This is a genomic window from Candidatus Pristimantibacillus lignocellulolyticus, assembly GCA_023639215.1.
In the GTDB taxonomy this organism is placed as follows: Bacteria; Bacillota; Bacilli; order Paenibacillales; family Paenibacillaceae; genus Pristimantibacillus; species Pristimantibacillus lignocellulolyticus.
This window is the reverse complement of sequence record CP097899.1, coordinates 3,387,418-3,405,045: the sequence shown is the minus strand read 5'-3', so window position 1 is coordinate 3,405,045 and position 17,628 is coordinate 3,387,418. Positions and strand designations below refer to the sequence as shown.

The window sequence follows — 17,628 nt, the reverse complement described above, 5'->3', positions numbered from 1 at the left end:
TATATCATATCTTTATCCATTTCTAATAATACCACTCTAAATGATGGCATATTTTTATGTCTACACGAAATAACCCGCTAAACTATATAAATAGTTAGCGGGTTAATTTAACCAATATTAACGTAGAGGGGCAGTAATTGCTTTACCAATATCTTCAATTAAAATACCAACATCTTTCGCCATATCACGAACCGGATGTCCGTCCATCGGCGTCATTTGAGATTTCATATCTTGAATACGAGTGTGCATGTTTTTATCGCTCGTGACATGAACTTTGTACTTTCCATCAATTTTCTGTACTGCACGTTTGACTTGTTTTTCGACTTCTGCTTTTTTAGCATTATCTTTCAAGTCAACACCAACGATTACATCATCTTTATTAACAAAAACTGTTGATGCAGTTACTCCATTTACTTTCTGAATGGAGTTTTGAATCTTTTCTACAATATCATTCGAGTTACTCTTTACCCCCATATTGCCATTCAAATTACCATTATTGTTTCCATTCATGCCATTCATGTTACCATTGGGGTTAACATTTCGGTTACCATCCATATTTCCATTTAATATGGAATGGTTTCCATTGGACTGTACTCTTGATTTGTTGTGATCAACATTTTTTGAGTTCATTCCGCATCCAGACATTGTTAGAACAATGCTTGCAGAAATTAGAGCAAACGCTATGCGTTTATTCATGAACAACTCACCTCCTGCGATTATATTGCGCTAAGGAAAGTGATTCTATACGAAGACAAAGCTATCCATAAATTCGCATTAACAAATGAAATTATAAGAATTTTTAACTAGGTACATGCACATCTAGGCATCCGCCCTCATACATTAGAGAACAGACTATATAGGCTAAGTATCATTAGTCTTGGCCCTTACTTGCATGTGGAGGTGGATATATGCCAGGTTTTTTCTCATCAATAGCGTTGTTCATTAAGCAACTCACTTTATTAGTATCCTATGTTAAGAACAATGCGTTTCCTCAGCCTTTAAAGGAGGATGAAGAGCAATATCATCTAGCGCAGATGGCACTTGGTGATGCTGACTCCCGCAACATACTTATAGAGCATAACCTTCGACTAGTTGCTCATATCGTCAAGAAGTTTGACAACACTGGTGAAGATCAAGAAGATCTCATTTCAATCGGAACGATCGGCTTAATAAAAGCGATTGAAAGCTTTCAGACTGGTAAAGGTACAAAGCTAGCTACTTTTGCAGCGAGATGTATTGAGAACGAAATACTTATGCACCTTAGATCCCTGAAGAAGACTCGCAAAGATGTCTCCTTGCATGATCCGATTGGTACAGATAAAGAAGGCAATGAAATCACTCTAATAGATATTCTAGGCAATGATATTGATGATATTGCTGACCAAGTGCAGCTTGAGATGGAAAAAAGTAAAATATATAAAAACTTGAGTATATTAGATGATCGTGAAAAGGAAGTTGTGATTACCCGCTTCGGACTGCTCAATGGCGGTGATGAACGTACACAGCGTGAAATAGCGAAGGATCTTGGGATTAGTCGGAGTTATGTGTCAAGGATTGAGAAGCGTGCGCTGATGAAGCTTTATCATGAGTTTTATAAGGGGAAGCGGTAAAAGACTATAACTATTACTAAAAATCAAACTAAAGATGCTAAATTGCATCTTTAGTTTGATTTACTTTTTAGGACGAAATTGTTTGTTTATCTTATTATATTCAAACAGTAATTACAATTCGTACTAATCTTAGAGTTATCCACAAAAGTAATGGTGACGGGGCCCATTAATAGTTGTACAAAACACATTACTATAGTTAATACTTTTACTATTTTCGTGTTATACTTTTATTAATTATAAAACTAGAAAAATTTACCGCAATAAATATAGAGAGTTGTATCGGTACAGATAACCTTTGAGGTGGGTGCGGAGATGATCAAAAAAAACCGTTGCCACGATTGCCTAACGACATCAAACAAATAATCCCTTTGAACTTGGTTATCATATAAACATTCATGTTCTGTTTGAGCCCTTGGGTGAAATGCTTGGATTTTTTACTAACTATAAGCGTTGCCCTGTCATACATACTAATCACAACTTAGAGTATCAACTTCAACGCTTCACTTGTGCACATGAATTTGGACATTATATTTTACATCCTAAAGTCAATGTTCCCTTCCTTAGAAAAACAATTTCCAATCCATAGACAAAATAGAACGTGAAGCAAATCAGTTTGCTGTAGAGCTTTTAATAGAGGACAGTTTAATGTATTAAGGATATACACTACAATAAATTCCAGCATTTAGTGGTCTGCCATTACAGGTCATACATCTAAAGTCTAAACCAAATAATTTGTTTGTATATATATATAGAATCTTCAATGATAAACTATAAAACCACATGAGATAAATTGATTAAAAATAATTAAATAATCTCATGATCTAATCTTGAGTTGAAGGAGTTTAATAATGAAAAAGAGAAAAAAAAATAAAAAATATGATACGTGGAAGATAAGTGATAAAATATTCGACATTCAAGATGAAGTCGATTTTCTAAAAGACTTTGATAATGATCTTCAAAATGAGTTTTCATTAAATTATAAAGAGAATATGTCATTCAGCAAATACCTATCCTATTTAATCGGCAAATATAAATCAGAAGCTGAAAACCTAAATAGTAATGTTATTATATTTTCAATTATTACAATAGCTTTATCAATATATATTCTCGGAATTCAATCTTTATTAAAATATGTTTCTGATATATATTCTAATTTCTTTTTAGAACTTCTTATTGTTGTTATTTTTATTATTGCAGTAGTACTAGGTATAAAGATACCCTTTACTCAACATAGACATCAAAAATCAATAAATGCTTTGATCGTAAATTTTTTAGAAGATAAACTAGCTAATTTACCAGAAAGTAAAACCTTAGAAAATAGGACAATTAGAGGTGAGTTTGATAGGAATAATTAAATTTATATCATTATTGACGGAAAAAGCATTATATGCTTTGAAATGCCTTTTCTACTCATTTATTATTATTTTTACTATCTCCAACTTAGATATAAAGAACATCCAGAACCCTAGTCTTGAGATATTAGAAGTAATTGCTCAATATGATTATTTAATTCTTAGGGCAGTAATTTTTGTGTCTGTTTTAGAAGTAATTCATAATCTAATATGTTTTCTGAAAACATATAAAATAAATACATGATATTATTTTTATTTGAACTACTATCATATCCTATTCCCGGTTTACTAAGATCGATCGATATAATTAACGGATTTCGCTATATATCCTTTTTTAATATTCTTTTTAATTCTGTCTACAAATTTATTAGCATGCATAAAAATCAAATGCTTCCCAAAATCATTTCTTAACTTTTCGATATACTCTTCATCTATTTTAGAAATGTATATAGTTCTTCAATTTTTGATACTATATATAAGTTTTCTTTTTTCAACGTCGCCATACAAAATATAGGTACTTCTTTTGTAAAGTTAAATGAAACTTCTAGATTCGAAACGCCGCCTAAGAGAACATCTTCATTTGTGATAAGAACTTTAAGATACACTGAGCCATTATTAAATGAAAGCGATGCTCCACTTCTATCTCCAATCCCCTTTATTCCTTATGTAGACTTGCAGTTAACGTTCAATAGTTAACGACAGTCTAATACCTAATTTAGCTCTTATCTTAGGGGAAGGATGACGCCCCCTAGATAATAATTCCAGTATTAACGATTTTCATATTCATCTAGATTCATACCATTCTCCAATTTCCATACTTTTCTGCCATTAATAGAACTATTACGAACAATAGCAGCAGCTGCTGATGGAGAATTAAACTCTATATTTTTTGTGAGTTCATAAAAACTATCACTATCTGAAGATATAAAGTAATTATTAATTTCAAACTCTTTTCTTAGCTTTGAGTAGTTATGAGAACCAAAGCTATTCGTAGAATCTTTTTTTACATAAGATCCTTTTAATGAAATATAACTATTATCTGAGATCACTAATTTAGCTATTTTACCTAATTCACCTTTTCTTCCTGATACATTCATAAAAAATATATTATCTAATTCTTTTTCATTAAGTATTTCATCTTGAATATTTTTAGTCTTTGTAAAATCAATTATTCCTAATTGTCCTAGGACAAAAACAAGGTTATCAACATAATCATTCATATCATCACAATCAGAAACAGGTAATTTAGAGCCAGGTGGAGTGTTCGAGTTATTTAGCTCAATTGTTGTATTATTTCTTGCTAATAGTTCATAAAGTTCTTTCTCAATGAATCTAACGTGTGATTTAGTTAAGTTAGAATCTTTACTAATAAATATTACAAAATCGTCCCACCAATCCTTTGATTTAAATTGTTCTGCGATTCTCTTATTTACTTCATCAGCTTCACCTACATATATTCTCTTTAGTAATGAGCCTTCTAATTCTGATAATAAAAAATACACACCAGGAACTGATAATTCTTCTAATCCTTGAATTATCTGAACATGTTTTCGGTTTCCAATAAATGATTTTCCTGTCCAATTACTAAGTTCTGCAGATTTTAAGTGCTTAAAATTATCGCCCATTATATATAATTTAATTGTTTTCCCTCTCATAGTAACCTCCTCGAAAATATTTTTTTGAGAGTTTCACCTAACGTTCATGTATATTGCTACAGGAAATTGTCACTGAATTTACTACAATGCCTAAAGCATTAAAATGACCACGACGTAGCCGCTCCGTGAACAACTGGTGGCATATCTTTTCTATTCCCCTTAACTCTTGGCTTAAAGATAGATTTTTTTTCTTCGCTAAAATGATATAGCCTCATTCAGTTTCCCCATTGATCTGGAGTTAAACTGAAATCCAGTGTAAGCAGTTATAAGAGCAATAATAATTGCTGATAAATCAATGCCGAGTAGTTTCATGAATAACTCCTATTTTATTTCAATTGGTATTTCTTATAACGTCAAAGATTCACGACGGAAACCCATCTAGTACTAGTCCTCACTTTTACTAGACGGGTTACTGTGTAGATGTGTATTCTTCTGTGTAATTGCTTCTTCCAACCAAGGGCTTATGCCAGCAGCGTGAAACTTATGTTAGCTGAAGTAATTGTCCTCCTCGTAATAACTAAATATATTAAAATAAAGTAGAAGCCACAGTGAACAATGTACCTACTACCCCAACCACTCCAAATATTAAAGAGTAATAATATGATTTTTTTGATAACTTATATCCATCTCGATTTTGATATTCATAAACTTCTAAATCATCGATTAGTTCATGTAATGCATTTTTAAAATCATCACTTAGTTCAGTATCTTCTAATAATGTATTTACTTTTCCTATATTTCTACCCGAATAGCTATTATACGGGTTCTTTTTCTTAATAATACTTGTAAGATTTAATAATCTACTACGAAATTCACTAGGATATTCTATTTTATAATTTTTTTTCCACTTAACTTCTGGTACAGTATTTAAGTTGTATACAAAATCATCTAATAACTCAACAAGTGTAGGAAATTTTTTAGCCACTCTAGGATTGCGTTTAGAGTTTTCTTTGTACAAAGTAATCACCTCAGAAGTAAATACACTGTCATCTTTATTATTTTTCATAATCGTAATTATGCCTTGATAAAAATGATTTCTTCCTAATCTGTATTCGTAATCATTAATTAATTGAACACAAGCTATAATTGCGTATATAACACCAGATAAACCAATAATAACCATAGAACTCACTAGAATCCAAAAATCATTCATAAATTAAAGCTCCGATCTTATTATTATATTGAAATTATTTAATCTAATAAAATTGACAATTAGAATTTAACTCATGACTAATAAGATAGATTAATGTCTACACATATCGAATTTTACCATAATTTCTATTAATGTTATATATTGAATATATAACTTCTTACTGTATACAATGAAAGAAATGCTCCCTCTCACTACCTGTCCACCAAAACCTTACGTCTCTCCTTCCCCACCTTCACTATCAGCACACGCTTCTGTAGCACAAAAGCGCTACGTCGGACTTCGACTATATCCTCAAGAAGTTTGACAACACTGGTGAAGATCAAGAAGATCTCATTTCCATCGGAACGATCGGCTTAATTAAAGCGATTGAAAGCTTTCAAACTGGTAAAGGTACGAAGCTCGCTACCTTTGCAGCAAGATGTATTGAGAACGAAATACTTATGCACCTTAGATCCCTAAAGAAGACTCGTAAAGACGTTTCCTTACATGATCCGATTGGTACAGATAAAGAAGGCAATGAAATCACTCTAATAGATATTCTAGGTAATGATATTGATGATATTGCTGACCAAGTGCAGCTTGAGATGGAAAAAAGTAAAATATATAAAAACTTGAGTATATTAGATGATCGTGAAAAGGAAATTGTGATTACCCGCTTCGGACTGCTCAATGGCGGTGATGAACGTACACAGCGTGAAATAGCGAAGGATCTTGGGATTAGTAGGAGTTATGTTTCAAGGATTGAGAAACGTGCGCTAATGAAGCTTTATCATGAGTTTTACAAGGGGAAAAGGTAAAAGTAACAAGCTTCATCAATTGAGATGATTAATATCCAAATCTATGGTAACTTATTTCATTATCACTAGCTACAAAGTAAGATATTAAATCAAATAGATATTATCTTTGCTTGATGGTTTTCCTCGTAAGAGACTGACCATGAAGGAGCCGGACACAATCAAATAGTGTCCGGCTCTTTCTTTTCTATATTTATGGGAAGTCCAAATGAAGCTGCCATAAATATTTGAAGTCACTTCTATCCATAAGCGTCAAATGCATTAATGCAGTTTTTCTCTGCATTATTAAACTGAGCTTTGAAAGCGATCCCTTTTATTAAAGTTACTTCACTTATGCTCACTATAGCAAATTATCTGAAACAAATGGCTGAAACACACTAAGCATTCTTCGGTTCACTACCCATAATAACGGAATCCTTAGGCAATAGCAGTGCGAATATCCCTAGTAGGGGTAAGTATGCACTTAGTTGAATAATTATAGAGACTCCATATAAATCCATTAACCATCCCATGAAAACAGAGCCTAAACCTGCTAAACCAAAAGATACTCCAAAAAACAATCCAGCTACCGTACCGACATGACCTGGCAATAGCTCTTGAGCATATACGATAATGACTGAGAAACCAGACATTAAAATTAATCCAATAACGACACATAATATCATGGACATCGCAGGATTTGCATATAGAAGTAAAATGGAAAATGGTGCAGTACCAAGAATTGAGAACCATATAATCTTCTGACGTCCAAAGCGATCAGCCAGCGGTCCTCCAATAAATGTTCCTACCATACCTGCAAATTGTAAAGCGAATAAACACATCTGCGCGCGAGACAACTGCAATTGATACTTTTCCATGAAATAGAAAGAGTAGTAGCCCGTCATACTTGCTAAATATACGAATTTTGAGAACAACATCAATATTAGAATAAGCATGACATACCCAATAAAGGACTTACTGAAGGCTTTACGAGGTGCTATTGCGTTAAGTGAACGTTTACTGATTGCAACCTCCTTCACCTTCTTACCATACCACCGCCCAATAAAATATTGCACCATAATTCCGATGAGTGCCAATATCGTAAACCATAGGAAACTAGATTGACCAAGCGGTAAAATCATTACTACGATAATTAGAGGTGCTAATGCTTGCCCGAAGTTACCTCCTACTTGAAAGATGGACTGAGCTAATCCTTTTCCTTTACCCGCTGCCAAGTGTGCAACCCGTGATGATTCTGGATGAAGAACAGAAGAGCCGATACCAATAAGGGCAGATGCTAGTAGTAAAACGCCAAGGGATGGCGCAACAGCTAAACCCATCATACCCAAAAGAGTAAAGACCATTCCAATAGGTAGTAGCATCGGCATCGGTTTACGGTCTGTACAATAACCGATTAGCGGTTGTAGAATAGAAGCAGTAATATTCAGCGTAAAAGCAATCCATCCTACCTGGGTAAAAGAAAGATTCATATTTTTCTGAAAAATTGGAAATGCTGCAGGCACGACAGATTGCATCGCATCGTTTAACAAATGTGCAAAACTAACGCCAAACAGGACGGTCATGGCCGTTCTTGTTGTTTTTGTCATAGAATGACATCCTCTCTTTGTCTTATCATAACAATAAGTGTACTCAAAGAAGATGGAGACTGTCGTCGTCAAAATTGCGATAAAGCACGTGATTTTTGCTATATATCAGAGAGGTGATTGATTTATGCATATGAAAATTATTTTCCCCCAACTGGAGCTACACAGCATAGAGAGCAATTTCATCAATGATCCTCATGTTCATCCAGCACATTACCAAATGACAATTCCAATACGTGGACATTGCCATTTCACATATAAAAGTAAGGAAAGAAAACTAGTAGCTGGTGAAGGATTGTTGCTCCCGCCCCAGGATCAGCACCATTTCCGTCAAGGTTCTGAGGATGGCATTATTATTTTTCAAATCAATGATAATAGCCTGTATCCTGCTGAGGCATCCTCTTTTCCTGAACCTAAATATAAATATGAGTTTGATCCAACTGAAGTGTCAGCATTCCTTCATCAATGGAGTTCCTCGTTCTTTCCTTTTGGGGATTCTGATCGGTTAGCACTAGAGGAGAAAGAACACCAAGCACTCCATTATGTACACGGCTTAATCTGGGGGAAATCAAGCTCCTTCAAGCAACTTAGTACACTGCAACAACAAGATAACCGTCATATTAATAGGGTGCTTGATTATATTCATGCTCATTACACTGAATCTATCCGTATTGAGCAGTTATCAGCCATTGCATTACAAAGCAGTTATCACTTTATTCGTTGCTTTAAGACCAATACAGGCTTTACCCCCTATCAATATGTACTTAGACTTCGGATCCAGAAGGCACAAGAGCAGCTTAAGCAAACACATAAATCTGTAATAGCGATTAGCATAGAATTAGGGTTCTCTAGTACAAGCCAATTTTATCGTGCTTTCATTAAAAATGTTGGTATTCCCCCCGAACAATACCGTCAATCCATAACAAGCTAAAATAGTAAAAGCAACTGTACCGAAGAGGAAATGCTCGCAATAAGTAGAGATGATCGTAAAAAAGAGGTTGTTATTACCGCTTCGGTCTGCTTAATGGCGGCGATGAGCGGACTTAGCGTGAAATAGCGAAGGATCTTGGGATAAGTCGAAGTTATGTTTCGCTCATTGAGAAACGTGCGCTGATGAAGCTTTATCATGAGTTATATAAGGGGAAGAGATATTAAATAAAACTAAAGCAGATACCGGATTTAAGTCAGTCCAATATCTGCTTTTTGAGGTCTTGAGGTTGATATTAATCCATGTATTGTTCTACTTCATAATATGTATTTTTAATTATCATTTTAATAAGACATGTCTACAACTTATCTAACCTAAAGATTGAATGAAGAATACAAACGATGCAATCATGCCACCAACGCCCCTAATTTTGTTGTAGCAAAATAAAAATCTGAAGGTTCTGGATCAACGACATCTAAACCATATGATAAATGGAATATAAACATTTGCAGTGATTTATTACTAAACAACAACCAACTAAGTACAAAGAGAATAAGTGATAATATAAATATGATTAGATTACCTTGCCGTTCATGATACTCTTCGTAAGCAGCAGATACCAAACTACTTGGGTGATAATGTTGTTCGTTTGATGTAAAGATTGGTCCATTGTTAGAATAAGCTACTGTGCTTATATACATTTCATCATTTTCGTCAAACGCCAAAAGTAGATCGTTACTATTATAATTTCTTACGGTATACGTTTTTCCGCTTGGATACGTAACAATAAATGTCTTCTCTAGTACATCTACCTTTGTCTCTTCAATTTTAAATATTTTACCAGAAATATCTAATTCTCTATAGTCTTCATGTTTAATAAGTCTAATTTCATTACCACCACTGGCTGTATAGTAAGTGATGTTTTTAGGTTCCAGGGCGTTTTCTGAATACTTTATATCATTTATGTAAAATATTTTTTCACTATAATAGTAATAAGCCCAAACCACAATACTAATAAAAACGATAGCTATTAATAAACGTTTAATAATTACAATCATATATGCTAATTTCATTACACACCTCACCTCTAGTGCTTAACTACTGAGTATATTTTATTAAACTCATCTCATAATTTCTGAGTCATCAAGTGAAAATAAATAGCTTTTAAAATACTGAAATATGCCAATTTTTTATAAATGGAATAACTACCTGTGTATTACTTATTAAATATATTAATATTGCAATTGCTACAAGTTGTATAGAGACTATTATTACCCTAGTTTTTCTACTCCTTGCTAGTAATTTGTATTGTATAAATGTAAGTATTTGTGCTATCAATAAACTCATCACAATATTAATTAAAAACATGTCATAGACTGTTTTTGCCGAACTTAATCCTCTGATGTTTGTAGCCATTTCAAATGTGAAATGATCAAATCCTATATAAATAATGATCCAATACATCCAACAACATAGTAAAGAGAACACTATTGTTATTAAACTTTTTAGTATTTTCATTATATGTCTCTCCTTACTTACTATTATAGTATTATCAGATATTATTGTATTAAATGAAGGCGTTGGTGAGTTACTTCCTCGATATATGTATTTTTCCAACCAAAGACGAAAATTCGCAGCTTAAATCTGGTGTTAGACAAGGTCCATACCACTATGAGTTATCAAGCAAATCTTTTTTCTTAACATCAAATTCTTCTTGAGATATTACCCCATTAATTTTTAATTGGTATAGTCCATTAATTTCTTGAGATATTAATGGATTATTCTTTTTTCTTTCCATTGTGATAATAAATCCTACAAAGTTACTAATCATTTAATATTCTCATTTAGTGAATTTTCGACTAACATTTTACTTTAGGAAGGCTATGTTATATCTAACAAAGTAGACAATTAGAATTTTACGCATGTCAAGTAATATTGATATGTGTCTACACCTATTAAATTTTACCATAATTTCAATAAATATTATATCTTCTACATTTAACTTCACTCTCTTTACAATCAAAGAAACACTTTGCATGCAAAATTGCTGTATTAGTATTAAATGAAGGGAAATTATAGATTTACAGTTTAATAGTTTTCTAGTTTTCTAGTCTAATAAATCAAATAATGATACAATGAACCAATATCTTACATAGGAGGTACAATCATCAATGTCAAAATTCAACAAAGTCACAATTGCTATTTTTACTTCTATTCTACTTTTAGCAGGTTGCTCTTCATCCGATGGCAATAGCAATACCGCAAATCAGTACAATAAACCTGCAGCGGAAAATACTACTAGTCCGTCCCCAGAAAATAATGCCTCTACAGACGCAGAGGGCAATTCATCTATCGAGGTAGATAAAAATTTATTAACGGTAGACATCACTCTACCCGCTTCCATGTTCAAGGATCAGAACATGGATGAAGTTATTGCAGCTGCAAAAAGTGAAGGTGTTAAAGATGCAAAAATACATGATGACGGATCTGTTACGTATACATATCCCAAATCAGTTCATAGCGCAATGATGAAAGAAATGAAAGAAGAAGTAATTCTTACTCTTGAAGAGATGAAAACTAGTGAAGATTTCACATCAATAAAGGACGTTAAATACAATGATGACCTTAATAAATTCACATTAATCGTTGATAAAGCTGCTTATGAAGGTGGATTTGATGGTTTCGCATCGTTAGGAATCGGTATCCAAAGTATGTATTATCAAAACTTTAATGGTGTCGCTTCTGATAAAGTGAAAGTAACCATTGATATTAAAGATATAACTACCGATGAAATTTTTGATACGATTATTTATCCAGATGATCTAGGCAACTAATATATTTGGTACTTCACCCTATAAAGCAGACGATATTAACAGTCTATTTTATAGGGTGTTTTTTGTATGAATTAATAGTTACCCATATATATAGACTATTTACGTATAAAAGTAGTATAATCACACAAGATATAGATACTTATATAGATAGAATTGAGGACTAATATGAAAACAATTGCAGTGTATTGTGGCTCTAGCATGGGAGCAACAGAGGTGTATCGTGAAGCAGCGATTAACCTTGCCAAAGAATTAGTTAGACGTAAGCTAACACTTGTATACGGTGGAGCGAGCGTTGGAATAATGGGGATTGTAGCAGATACGGTACTTCAAGAAGGAGGAGAAGTTATAGGTGTAATTCCTGCCTTGTTGGAGCAACGGGAAATCTCGCATCATGGTCTTACAGAACTTATTAAAGTAGATAGTATGCATGAGCGTAAACATAAGATGATCGAATTAGCCGATGGCTTTATTGCATTACCAGGTGGTCCTGGTACGATGGAAGAGTTTTTTGAAGTATTTACATGGAGTCAGATCGGTATACATCAGAAGCCATGTGGCCTGTTGAATGTAAATGGCTATTATGATCATCTCCTATCATTTTTCGAACATATGCAGCAAGAACAATTTTTGAAGCCAATGTATAACCAGATGAATCTTGTAGCTAACGATGCTGCAGAGCTACTTAATCAGTTCTCAAGCTTCATTCATCCTGGCTTGAAAACATATGAAAAAGTTTAGGTTAGTACTATAATCGAAATTTTCCTATCAAAAACTATTGTATATTATGGGAAATTGTAGTAAGTTATAAAACAGTTGCATATGAAACCGTCCGGGTGCTTGAGGAATCAGGCTGAGATAGTAGCTAGTACCGCTACTGACCGTTGATCTGAACTGGATAATACCAGCGTAGAGAATGGGGTTCAAGAAGAAATTTTTCTGACCGTCTGCGTATTACCAGACGGTCTTTTTATGCTTCCACCATAACTTATTGGAGGTTAGCAGTATGTACAAATTAAAGCTTACAGATGTTGTCGTTATCATCATGATCGGTATTTTATTCGGAGTCATTATGCATTTTTGGAATTCTCTTTACGACGTAATTAAGCCAATCCTTCCGACTTTACGTCAACTCTTCTATGGCATGTGGTTCATGGTTGGTCCATTTGCATACTTAGTGGTACGTAAACCTGGAGCTGCCTTAATCGCTAGTGTTGCAGGGGCTGCTCTATCCTCAATTATGGCATCAGCTGGCTTAGAAGTATTAATGTATGGATTTATACAAGGACTTGCTGCAGAACTTGTATTTGCTAGTTTCCGATACAAAAAGCACAATCTAGTCGTTGCAGGTTTTGCTGGTGTGCTATCTTGTCTAGGAAGTTTTATGTTAGATCTTGGTTATGGCTATGCCGATCTTGAAACTTGGGCTTTAATCGTGAAGTACGGATTACGTGTTATTAGTGCATTTATCTTTACTGGTATTTTTGCTTATTATATTGTCCTTGCATTAGAAAAGACGAAAGTAACTTCTCTGGTGCGTCCGATTGATCAGAAGGAATTTGAACAGTTGCGTAAATAACATTAGCGGACTTTGATAACTATGATTGGCTTTGTAGCTTAATCGACATCGAATATGAAACGAACTTGGGAAGTCCGGTACGCGTGTACCAAACATGTACACTTACGTTTCCTCCCTCCTCAAGTAGCGCTCCATCTTCTTGGTTCTGAAAGCCCGCTTATTGAAAAGTCAACAATATTATCAAATGGAGGGGTAGACTTGTCTAATATCGCAGTAAGTGTCGAGCAATTACGTCTGAAATTCAGTGGAGAGCCGAATCTAATCTTCCAAGATTTCAGCATACATATCCCTGAAGGACAAAAGATTCTTATTCTCGGTCCTAGTGGCTCTGGAAAATCTACTTTGCTTCAAGTACTTAGTGGTATTATTCCTAACTACTCCTCCGTTCCGATGAGCTATGCATCGATTCAAACCCCAGAACATTGGGGATTTGTGTTTCAAGACCCAGATACACAATTTTGTATGAGTTATGTAGATGAGGAACTTGCTTTCGTCTTAGAAAATCGTCAAATCGCACGTGAGTTAATGGAACCTGCGATGCACCATGTGCTAGATGTCGTAGGGCTACAACTCCCATCGCTGCATACTCCAATTAGAAATCTATCGCAAGGTATGAAGCAACGACTTGCTTTGGCAGCTGTATTGTTGTTAGAGCCACGTACCGTGTTTCTAGATGAACCTTCTGCTCTACTAGACCCGGAAGGCAAGCACCTAATTTGGGAAAGCTTACGAAAAAGTCTACAGAAACATACTGTCATAGTTGTTGAACATCATGTGGATGGCATTCTCGATTGGTTTGATCGAGTTGTAATATTGAATGAATCAGGCGTAATTGTTGCTGACGATACCCCCTCTTCTATCTTTGAAACTCAGCAGCAATTACTGCTTCAATATGGGATTTGGTATCCAAATATATGGCATACTTATTTATCTAAACATCAATCTAGTTCAAATAACTATGTAACTAGGGCAAATACTAGAGCTATCATAGAATTAGAGCAATTTATCGGTTCGCGAGGTGGTCGTACTCTGATAAGAGTCGAGCAGGCTACTATTACCGAAGGAGCTTGGATTGCCATTACAGGTGCCAACGGAGCTGGAAAAAGCTCATTACTACTTGCTTTAGCGCGACTTATCGATAGTAGTGGGCAATATAAAATATACAATCAGACACTCACGACAGGCAAAGCAAGAAAAACTACAGTCCCACAACATATTTCTTTTGTATTTCAAAGTCCTGAACTGCAATTTGTCGCTGATACTGTCTATGACGAGTTGCATCACTCCTATAAACTTGCCTCTGCTCAGCCCAATGACAATAACATCAAGGGAAAGCAGCAGCAAGAGCGTACAGCTCATGAAGATGACAAACAGACGATTCAGAACTTATTTACCCAATTCAGATTAAATATGCCATTAGATCGACATCCATTCGAATGTTCAGTTGGTCAGAAACGCCGACTTAGTATATTAACAGCTATGGTGGAACAACGTCCGATCCTACTACTTGATGAACCTACCTTTGGTCAAGACGCTGCCAATACATTTACAATTATTGAAGAACTTCAGAAAATGAACGCACAAGGCATCACCATCATTATGATTACACATGACCCCATTATAGCTTCACTAATTGCTAGTGAGGAATGGCATATTACGGATGGTCGTCTACAATCGATTACGATTAATGAACGACTCGCAGAAAGAGGTGGCACGGATGGACAATGTTTGGAACTGGTTCGTACCATCTAAGTCGACATGGCTACACAATGTCAATCCTGCACTCAAATTCGTTATTCTAATGACTTTAATGATCTTTCTCTTTTTTAGCCGAAATACTATGCAGTACATTGTACTATTTATATGCTTTAGTATTTTGCTATGGACAATGAGCGGTTTCCCTCTACGTAAATTAGCTTTGTTACATATTCCAATTATGATCTCAGCTATTTCAACAGCCATTACACTCTTGTTGTTCGGAAGAGGTAAAGATATTGTGTGGCAGTGGGGAATTATGAAAATTTCCGAGGAAAGCATTGCGTCAGCAACTCTTCTTGGCAGTAAATCTATACTAATTGCAATTATTAGTCTTATTCTACTATTAACAACTTCACCCACATTATTACTATATTCTCTTATGCAACAATTACGTTTACCTCCCAAATACGTATATGCCTTTATGGCTGGTATTCGCTTAATTCCAATGATCATGGAAGAGATTAATATTCGTACTCAGGCGCTTAACGTACGGCGTGTTCAATTGCATAAAGGATTTCGTTCCATTTATACAAGAATGAAATTATATTTAATCCCGCTCCTAGCGCAAAGTATACGGCGTGCTCATCGAATTGCAATCTCGATGGAAGCCAAGCAATTTCAAGCGAAAAGAACTTTTTATTATGTAACTAGATATAGTATTAATGATCTGATTCTGCTCTGCTATGTTTGTATTAGCATCATAATAACCTTTGCCTTTAGCTAGTTCTTATTAATAAACCTAATAAAAGCTGTCTTACGTGTAAAGGATCATGGAATTGATCGCTTAGTCGTAAGACAGCTTTTTCTTATAACCTTGAAGTTGTACATAGAAATACATCTCGCTTAAAATGTGTTTTTTCGATATATCCTTCATCCTCGATATGGTACCCAAGTTGAATTAATTCTGCTCTGATTGGCTCAACGGATACAATAATGACTCTACTTGCCATTGTCGATAATGCTTGTAACATGCGATAGCGCTCTTCCTCAGGCAGAACTGAGCAATGATTATAAGGGAGATCTACAATGGTCACATCATATTTCGTTTCTATCTCTGTCATGTTGTGAATGCGTAATTCACAATGATAATGAAACGCAGCCATATTTTCTCGCGCACCAACGACAGCTAGTGGGTTAATGTCACCACCAGAAGCGTGGATCCCTTGCGAACATGCTTCCATTAATACTGTACCGATACCACAACATGGATCGAAGAAATGGATGTCTTCTTTCAATGATGGCACAGCAATATTAACTAAAGAACGAGCAACCTTGGTACTTAATGCAGTAGAATAATGCCGTGGTTTATCATTATGTCGTTGCCAGATCGGATCATGATACTCAAGTTCGCCAAGCACCCAACTATGCTCCAGTTTAATAACTCCAAGCATTAATTCAGGTTGCTTCAAATTCACTTCGCCCTTCACTTGACTCCCAAGCTTCTGCTCAATGACACGTCGTTCATGGTAAGCAATTGGCTCTACCTGTCCGTCAACTATTACATCGAGAGCAATAACTTTATACGTTCGCGTAAGTTGAGGTAGCTGTGATACCTTTTCCTGCAAATTCTCAAGATCAGAGCCTTCGCACCATATCGCTAGCCGATACTTGACGAAAGGACTCCGATTGACATGATGTCGGGTATCACTTCGTAATAGTAGCGTAGAATGGTCTGCATCAAAGCTAACGCCCCATAATGCTCTCATCTCCATACTACATAACGATCTTTCTTGCTCATGACAAGTAATCCGATAAATAAATTCGGATACACATGTCATATTGGATTCGTTTTGCTGGATCATGGTATCTATTCCTTTTTGTCTAACTTATTATTCTCATCAAGTAGTTCTACCCTATTATTGCTGTTATCGATATTTGGGACATCATGAATAGGAAACGGTGCATGACATTGCGTACATACTCTTGCATCAAAAGCATTATCATGTTTGCAATGAGGACAGGTCTTCTCATCATTAAGATTATTAATCTGATGATTATTTTGTTCTATTTCAAATTTCAACATATCAATTTGTTCTAATTCTCTTGCAAACAAAGATGCTTCTAAAGCAACACTTTGATCCACATATTGCGTGACCTTCTCACCAATTTGTTTATATAGTGAGTTAATTTCCGATTGCTTAGAGACATTAACAATTCGTAATTTGTTTACTTCCACCACAATTTTCGCTTTTTGCCCTGCTTCAGAGACACCACTTTTAATCTTATCAATTAGGCTCATATGTCTTCCTCCTAAACTTTTTATCTACTTCTCGATTAAGCTACATTGTAATAAAAAGTAACCTCGAAAGCATTATCTAACTTTTTATCTACTTCTCGATTAAGCTACATTGTAATAAAAAGTAACCTCAAAAGCATTATCTAACT

18 protein-coding genes, 1 pseudogene and 1 riboswitch are annotated in these 17,628 nt (G+C 34.8%); of the genes and pseudogenes, 11 read left to right on the top strand and 8 right to left on the bottom strand.

The window, feature by feature from the left end; all coding sequences use genetic code 11:
• Window positions 1–117: 117 nt before the first annotated feature.
• Window positions 118–696 carry a YhcN/YlaJ family sporulation lipoprotein gene (locus NAG76_14455; GenBank protein ID URN93040.1) on the bottom strand — a complete coding sequence of 193 codons (579 nt, stop codon included), beginning with the start codon at window positions 694–696 and terminating at the stop codon, window positions 118–120.
• 212 nt (window positions 697–908) lie between these two features.
• Between NAG76_14455 and sigK (NAG76_14450) the strand changes: the two genes are divergently transcribed.
• From sigK (NAG76_14450) to NAG76_14440, 3 genes are all read left to right on the top strand, one after another.
• Window positions 909–1,610, top strand: coding sequence for an RNA polymerase sporulation sigma factor SigK (gene sigK / locus NAG76_14450; protein ID URN93039.1), 702 nt, complete (start codon window positions 909–911; stop codon window positions 1,608–1,610).
• Window positions 1,611–2,031: 421 nt separating this feature from the next.
• Window positions 2,032–2,196, top strand: a complete 165-nt coding sequence (locus NAG76_14445) for an ImmA/IrrE family metallo-endopeptidase (GenBank protein URN93038.1) — start codon at window positions 2,032–2,034, stop codon at window positions 2,194–2,196.
• Window positions 2,197–2,458: 262 nt separating this feature from the next.
• A complete protein-coding gene (locus tag NAG76_14440; GenBank protein ID URN93037.1) occupies window positions 2,459–2,965 on the top strand; it encodes a hypothetical protein in 507 nt (168 codons plus the stop codon).
• A gap of 764 nt (window positions 2,966–3,729) precedes the next feature.
• Here the strand turns inward: NAG76_14440 and NAG76_14435 are convergent.
• Together NAG76_14435 and NAG76_14430 are read right to left on the bottom strand one after the other, a co-directional pair.
• On the bottom strand, window positions 3,730–4,617 hold the full coding sequence (locus tag NAG76_14435; GenBank protein ID URN93036.1) for a GIY-YIG nuclease family protein: 888 nt from the start codon (window positions 4,615–4,617) through the stop codon (window positions 3,730–3,732).
• Between the two features lie 526 nt (window positions 4,618–5,143).
• A complete protein-coding gene (locus tag NAG76_14430; protein ID URN93035.1) occupies window positions 5,144–5,770 on the bottom strand; it encodes a hypothetical protein in 627 nt (208 codons plus the stop codon).
• Window positions 5,771–6,057: 287 nt separating this feature from the next.
• Between NAG76_14430 and sigK (NAG76_14425) the strand changes: the two genes are divergently transcribed.
• A complete protein-coding gene (gene sigK / locus NAG76_14425) occupies window positions 6,058–6,567 on the top strand; it encodes an RNA polymerase sporulation sigma factor SigK (GenBank protein ID URN96846.1) in 510 nt (169 codons plus the stop codon).
• A 374-nt stretch (window positions 6,568–6,941) separates the two neighbouring features.
• On the opposite strand, the gene NAG76_14420 is transcribed toward sigK (NAG76_14425), so the two are convergent.
• Window positions 6,942–8,150 carry an MFS transporter gene (locus NAG76_14420; protein ID URN93034.1) on the bottom strand — a complete coding sequence of 403 codons (1,209 nt, stop codon included), beginning with the start codon at window positions 8,148–8,150 and terminating at the stop codon, window positions 6,942–6,944.
• Window positions 8,151–8,274: 124 nt separating this feature from the next.
• On the opposite strand from NAG76_14420, the gene NAG76_14415 reads away from it, so the two are divergent.
• Both NAG76_14415 and NAG76_14410 read left to right on the top strand, forming a co-directional pair.
• The gene (locus tag NAG76_14415; protein URN93033.1) at window positions 8,275–9,078 is read left to right on the top strand and encodes an AraC family transcriptional regulator; all 804 of its coding nucleotides are present in this window, start codon (window positions 8,275–8,277) and stop codon (window positions 9,076–9,078) included.
• Between the two features lie 77 nt (window positions 9,079–9,155).
• Window positions 9,156–9,302: pseudogene (locus NAG76_14410) on the top strand (RNA polymerase subunit sigma).
• A 180-nt stretch (window positions 9,303–9,482) separates the two neighbouring features.
• On the opposite strand, the gene NAG76_14405 reads toward NAG76_14410, so the two are convergent.
• Window positions 9,483–10,148: a hypothetical protein gene (locus NAG76_14405; GenBank protein URN93032.1), complete on the bottom strand. Its 666-nt coding sequence runs from the start codon at window positions 10,146–10,148 to the stop codon at window positions 9,483–9,485.
• Window positions 10,149–10,744: 596 nt separating this feature from the next.
• Window positions 10,745–10,873: an SHOCT domain-containing protein gene (locus NAG76_14400; GenBank protein URN93031.1), complete on the bottom strand. Its 129-nt coding sequence runs from the start codon at window positions 10,871–10,873 to the stop codon at window positions 10,745–10,747.
• 373 nt (window positions 10,874–11,246) lie between these two features.
• Here NAG76_14400 and NAG76_14395 point away from each other — a divergent pair, with 373 nt between their 5' ends.
• The 5 genes from NAG76_14395 (at window position 11,247) to NAG76_14375 (ending at window position 15,967) form a co-directional block, all read left to right on the top strand.
• On the top strand, window positions 11,247–11,909 hold the full coding sequence (locus NAG76_14395; protein ID URN93030.1) for a hypothetical protein: 663 nt from the start codon (window positions 11,247–11,249) through the stop codon (window positions 11,907–11,909).
• Between the two features lie 165 nt (window positions 11,910–12,074).
• Window positions 12,075–12,647 (top strand): TIGR00730 family Rossman fold protein, encoded by a 573-nt coding sequence (locus NAG76_14390; protein ID URN93029.1) that lies wholly within the window; start codon window positions 12,075–12,077, stop codon window positions 12,645–12,647.
• An 81-nt stretch (window positions 12,648–12,728) separates the two neighbouring features.
• Window positions 12,729–12,839, top strand: a riboswitch (TPP riboswitch).
• Window positions 12,840–12,912: 73 nt separating this feature from the next.
• On the top strand, window positions 12,913–13,485 hold the full coding sequence (locus NAG76_14385; protein ID URN93028.1) for an ECF transporter S component: 573 nt from the start codon (window positions 12,913–12,915) through the stop codon (window positions 13,483–13,485).
• A 198-nt stretch (window positions 13,486–13,683) separates the two neighbouring features.
• A complete protein-coding gene (locus tag NAG76_14380) occupies window positions 13,684–15,237 on the top strand; it encodes an energy-coupling factor ABC transporter ATP-binding protein (protein ID URN93027.1) in 1,554 nt (517 codons plus the stop codon).
• Entirely contained in the window at window positions 15,203–15,967 is a 765-nt protein-coding gene (locus NAG76_14375; GenBank protein ID URN93026.1) for an energy-coupling factor transporter transmembrane protein EcfT, read from the top strand. Before NAG76_14380 ends, NAG76_14375 begins: the two co-directional genes overlap by 35 nt.
• A gap of 82 nt (window positions 15,968–16,049) precedes the next feature.
• Here the strand turns inward: NAG76_14375 and NAG76_14370 are convergent, their stop codons facing one another.
• Complete coding sequence (locus NAG76_14370) at window positions 16,050–17,045, bottom strand: RNA methyltransferase (GenBank protein ID URN93025.1); 996 nt, start codon at window positions 17,043–17,045, stop codon at window positions 16,050–16,052.
• 5 nt (window positions 17,046–17,050) lie between these two features.
• The gene (locus tag NAG76_14365) at window positions 17,051–17,482 is read right to left on the bottom strand and encodes a zinc ribbon domain-containing protein (protein ID URN93024.1); all 432 of its coding nucleotides are present in this window, start codon (window positions 17,480–17,482) and stop codon (window positions 17,051–17,053) included.
• Window positions 17,483–17,628 lie beyond the last annotated feature (146 nt).

What these genes read in the sequence shown, in the direction of transcription:
- NAG76_14455 (URN93040.1), bottom strand. Translation starts at nt 696, where the DNA reads ATGAATAAACGCATAGCGTTTGCTCTAATTTCTGCAAGCATTGTTCTA.
- sigK (URN93039.1), top strand. Translation starts at nt 909, where the DNA reads ATGCCAGGTTTTTTCTCATCAATAGCGTTGTTCATTAAGCAACTCACT.
- NAG76_14445 (URN93038.1), top strand. Translation starts at nt 2,032, where the DNA reads ATGCTTGGATTTTTTACTAACTATAAGCGTTGCCCTGTCATACATACT.
- NAG76_14440 (URN93037.1), top strand. Translation starts at nt 2,459, where the DNA reads ATGAAAAAGAGAAAAAAAAATAAAAAATATGATACGTGGAAGATAAGT.
- NAG76_14435 (URN93036.1), bottom strand. Translation starts at nt 4,617, where the DNA reads ATGAGAGGGAAAACAATTAAATTATATATAATGGGCGATAATTTTAAG.
- NAG76_14430 (URN93035.1), bottom strand. Translation starts at nt 5,770, where the DNA reads ATGAATGATTTTTGGATTCTAGTGAGTTCTATGGTTATTATTGGTTTA.
- NAG76_14420 (URN93034.1), bottom strand. Translation starts at nt 8,150, where the DNA reads ATGACAAAAACAACAAGAACGGCCATGACCGTCCTGTTTGGCGTTAGT.
- NAG76_14415 (URN93033.1), top strand. Translation starts at nt 8,275, where the DNA reads ATGCATATGAAAATTATTTTCCCCCAACTGGAGCTACACAGCATAGAG.
- NAG76_14405 (URN93032.1), bottom strand. Translation starts at nt 10,148, where the DNA reads ATGAAATTAGCATATATGATTGTAATTATTAAACGTTTATTAATAGCT.
- NAG76_14400 (URN93031.1), bottom strand. Translation starts at nt 10,873, where the DNA reads ATGGAAAGAAAAAAGAATAATCCATTAATATCTCAAGAAATTAATGGA.
- NAG76_14395 (URN93030.1), top strand. Translation starts at nt 11,247, where the DNA reads ATGTCAAAATTCAACAAAGTCACAATTGCTATTTTTACTTCTATTCTA.
- NAG76_14390 (URN93029.1), top strand. Translation starts at nt 12,075, where the DNA reads ATGAAAACAATTGCAGTGTATTGTGGCTCTAGCATGGGAGCAACAGAG.
- NAG76_14385 (URN93028.1), top strand. Translation starts at nt 12,913, where the DNA reads ATGTACAAATTAAAGCTTACAGATGTTGTCGTTATCATCATGATCGGT.
- NAG76_14375 (URN93026.1), top strand. Translation starts at nt 15,203, where the DNA reads ATGGACAATGTTTGGAACTGGTTCGTACCATCTAAGTCGACATGGCTA.
- NAG76_14370 (URN93025.1), bottom strand. Translation starts at nt 17,045, where the DNA reads ATGATCCAGCAAAACGAATCCAATATGACATGTGTATCCGAATTTATT.
- NAG76_14365 (URN93024.1), bottom strand. Translation starts at nt 17,482, where the DNA reads ATGAGCCTAATTGATAAGATTAAAAGTGGTGTCTCTGAAGCAGGGCAA.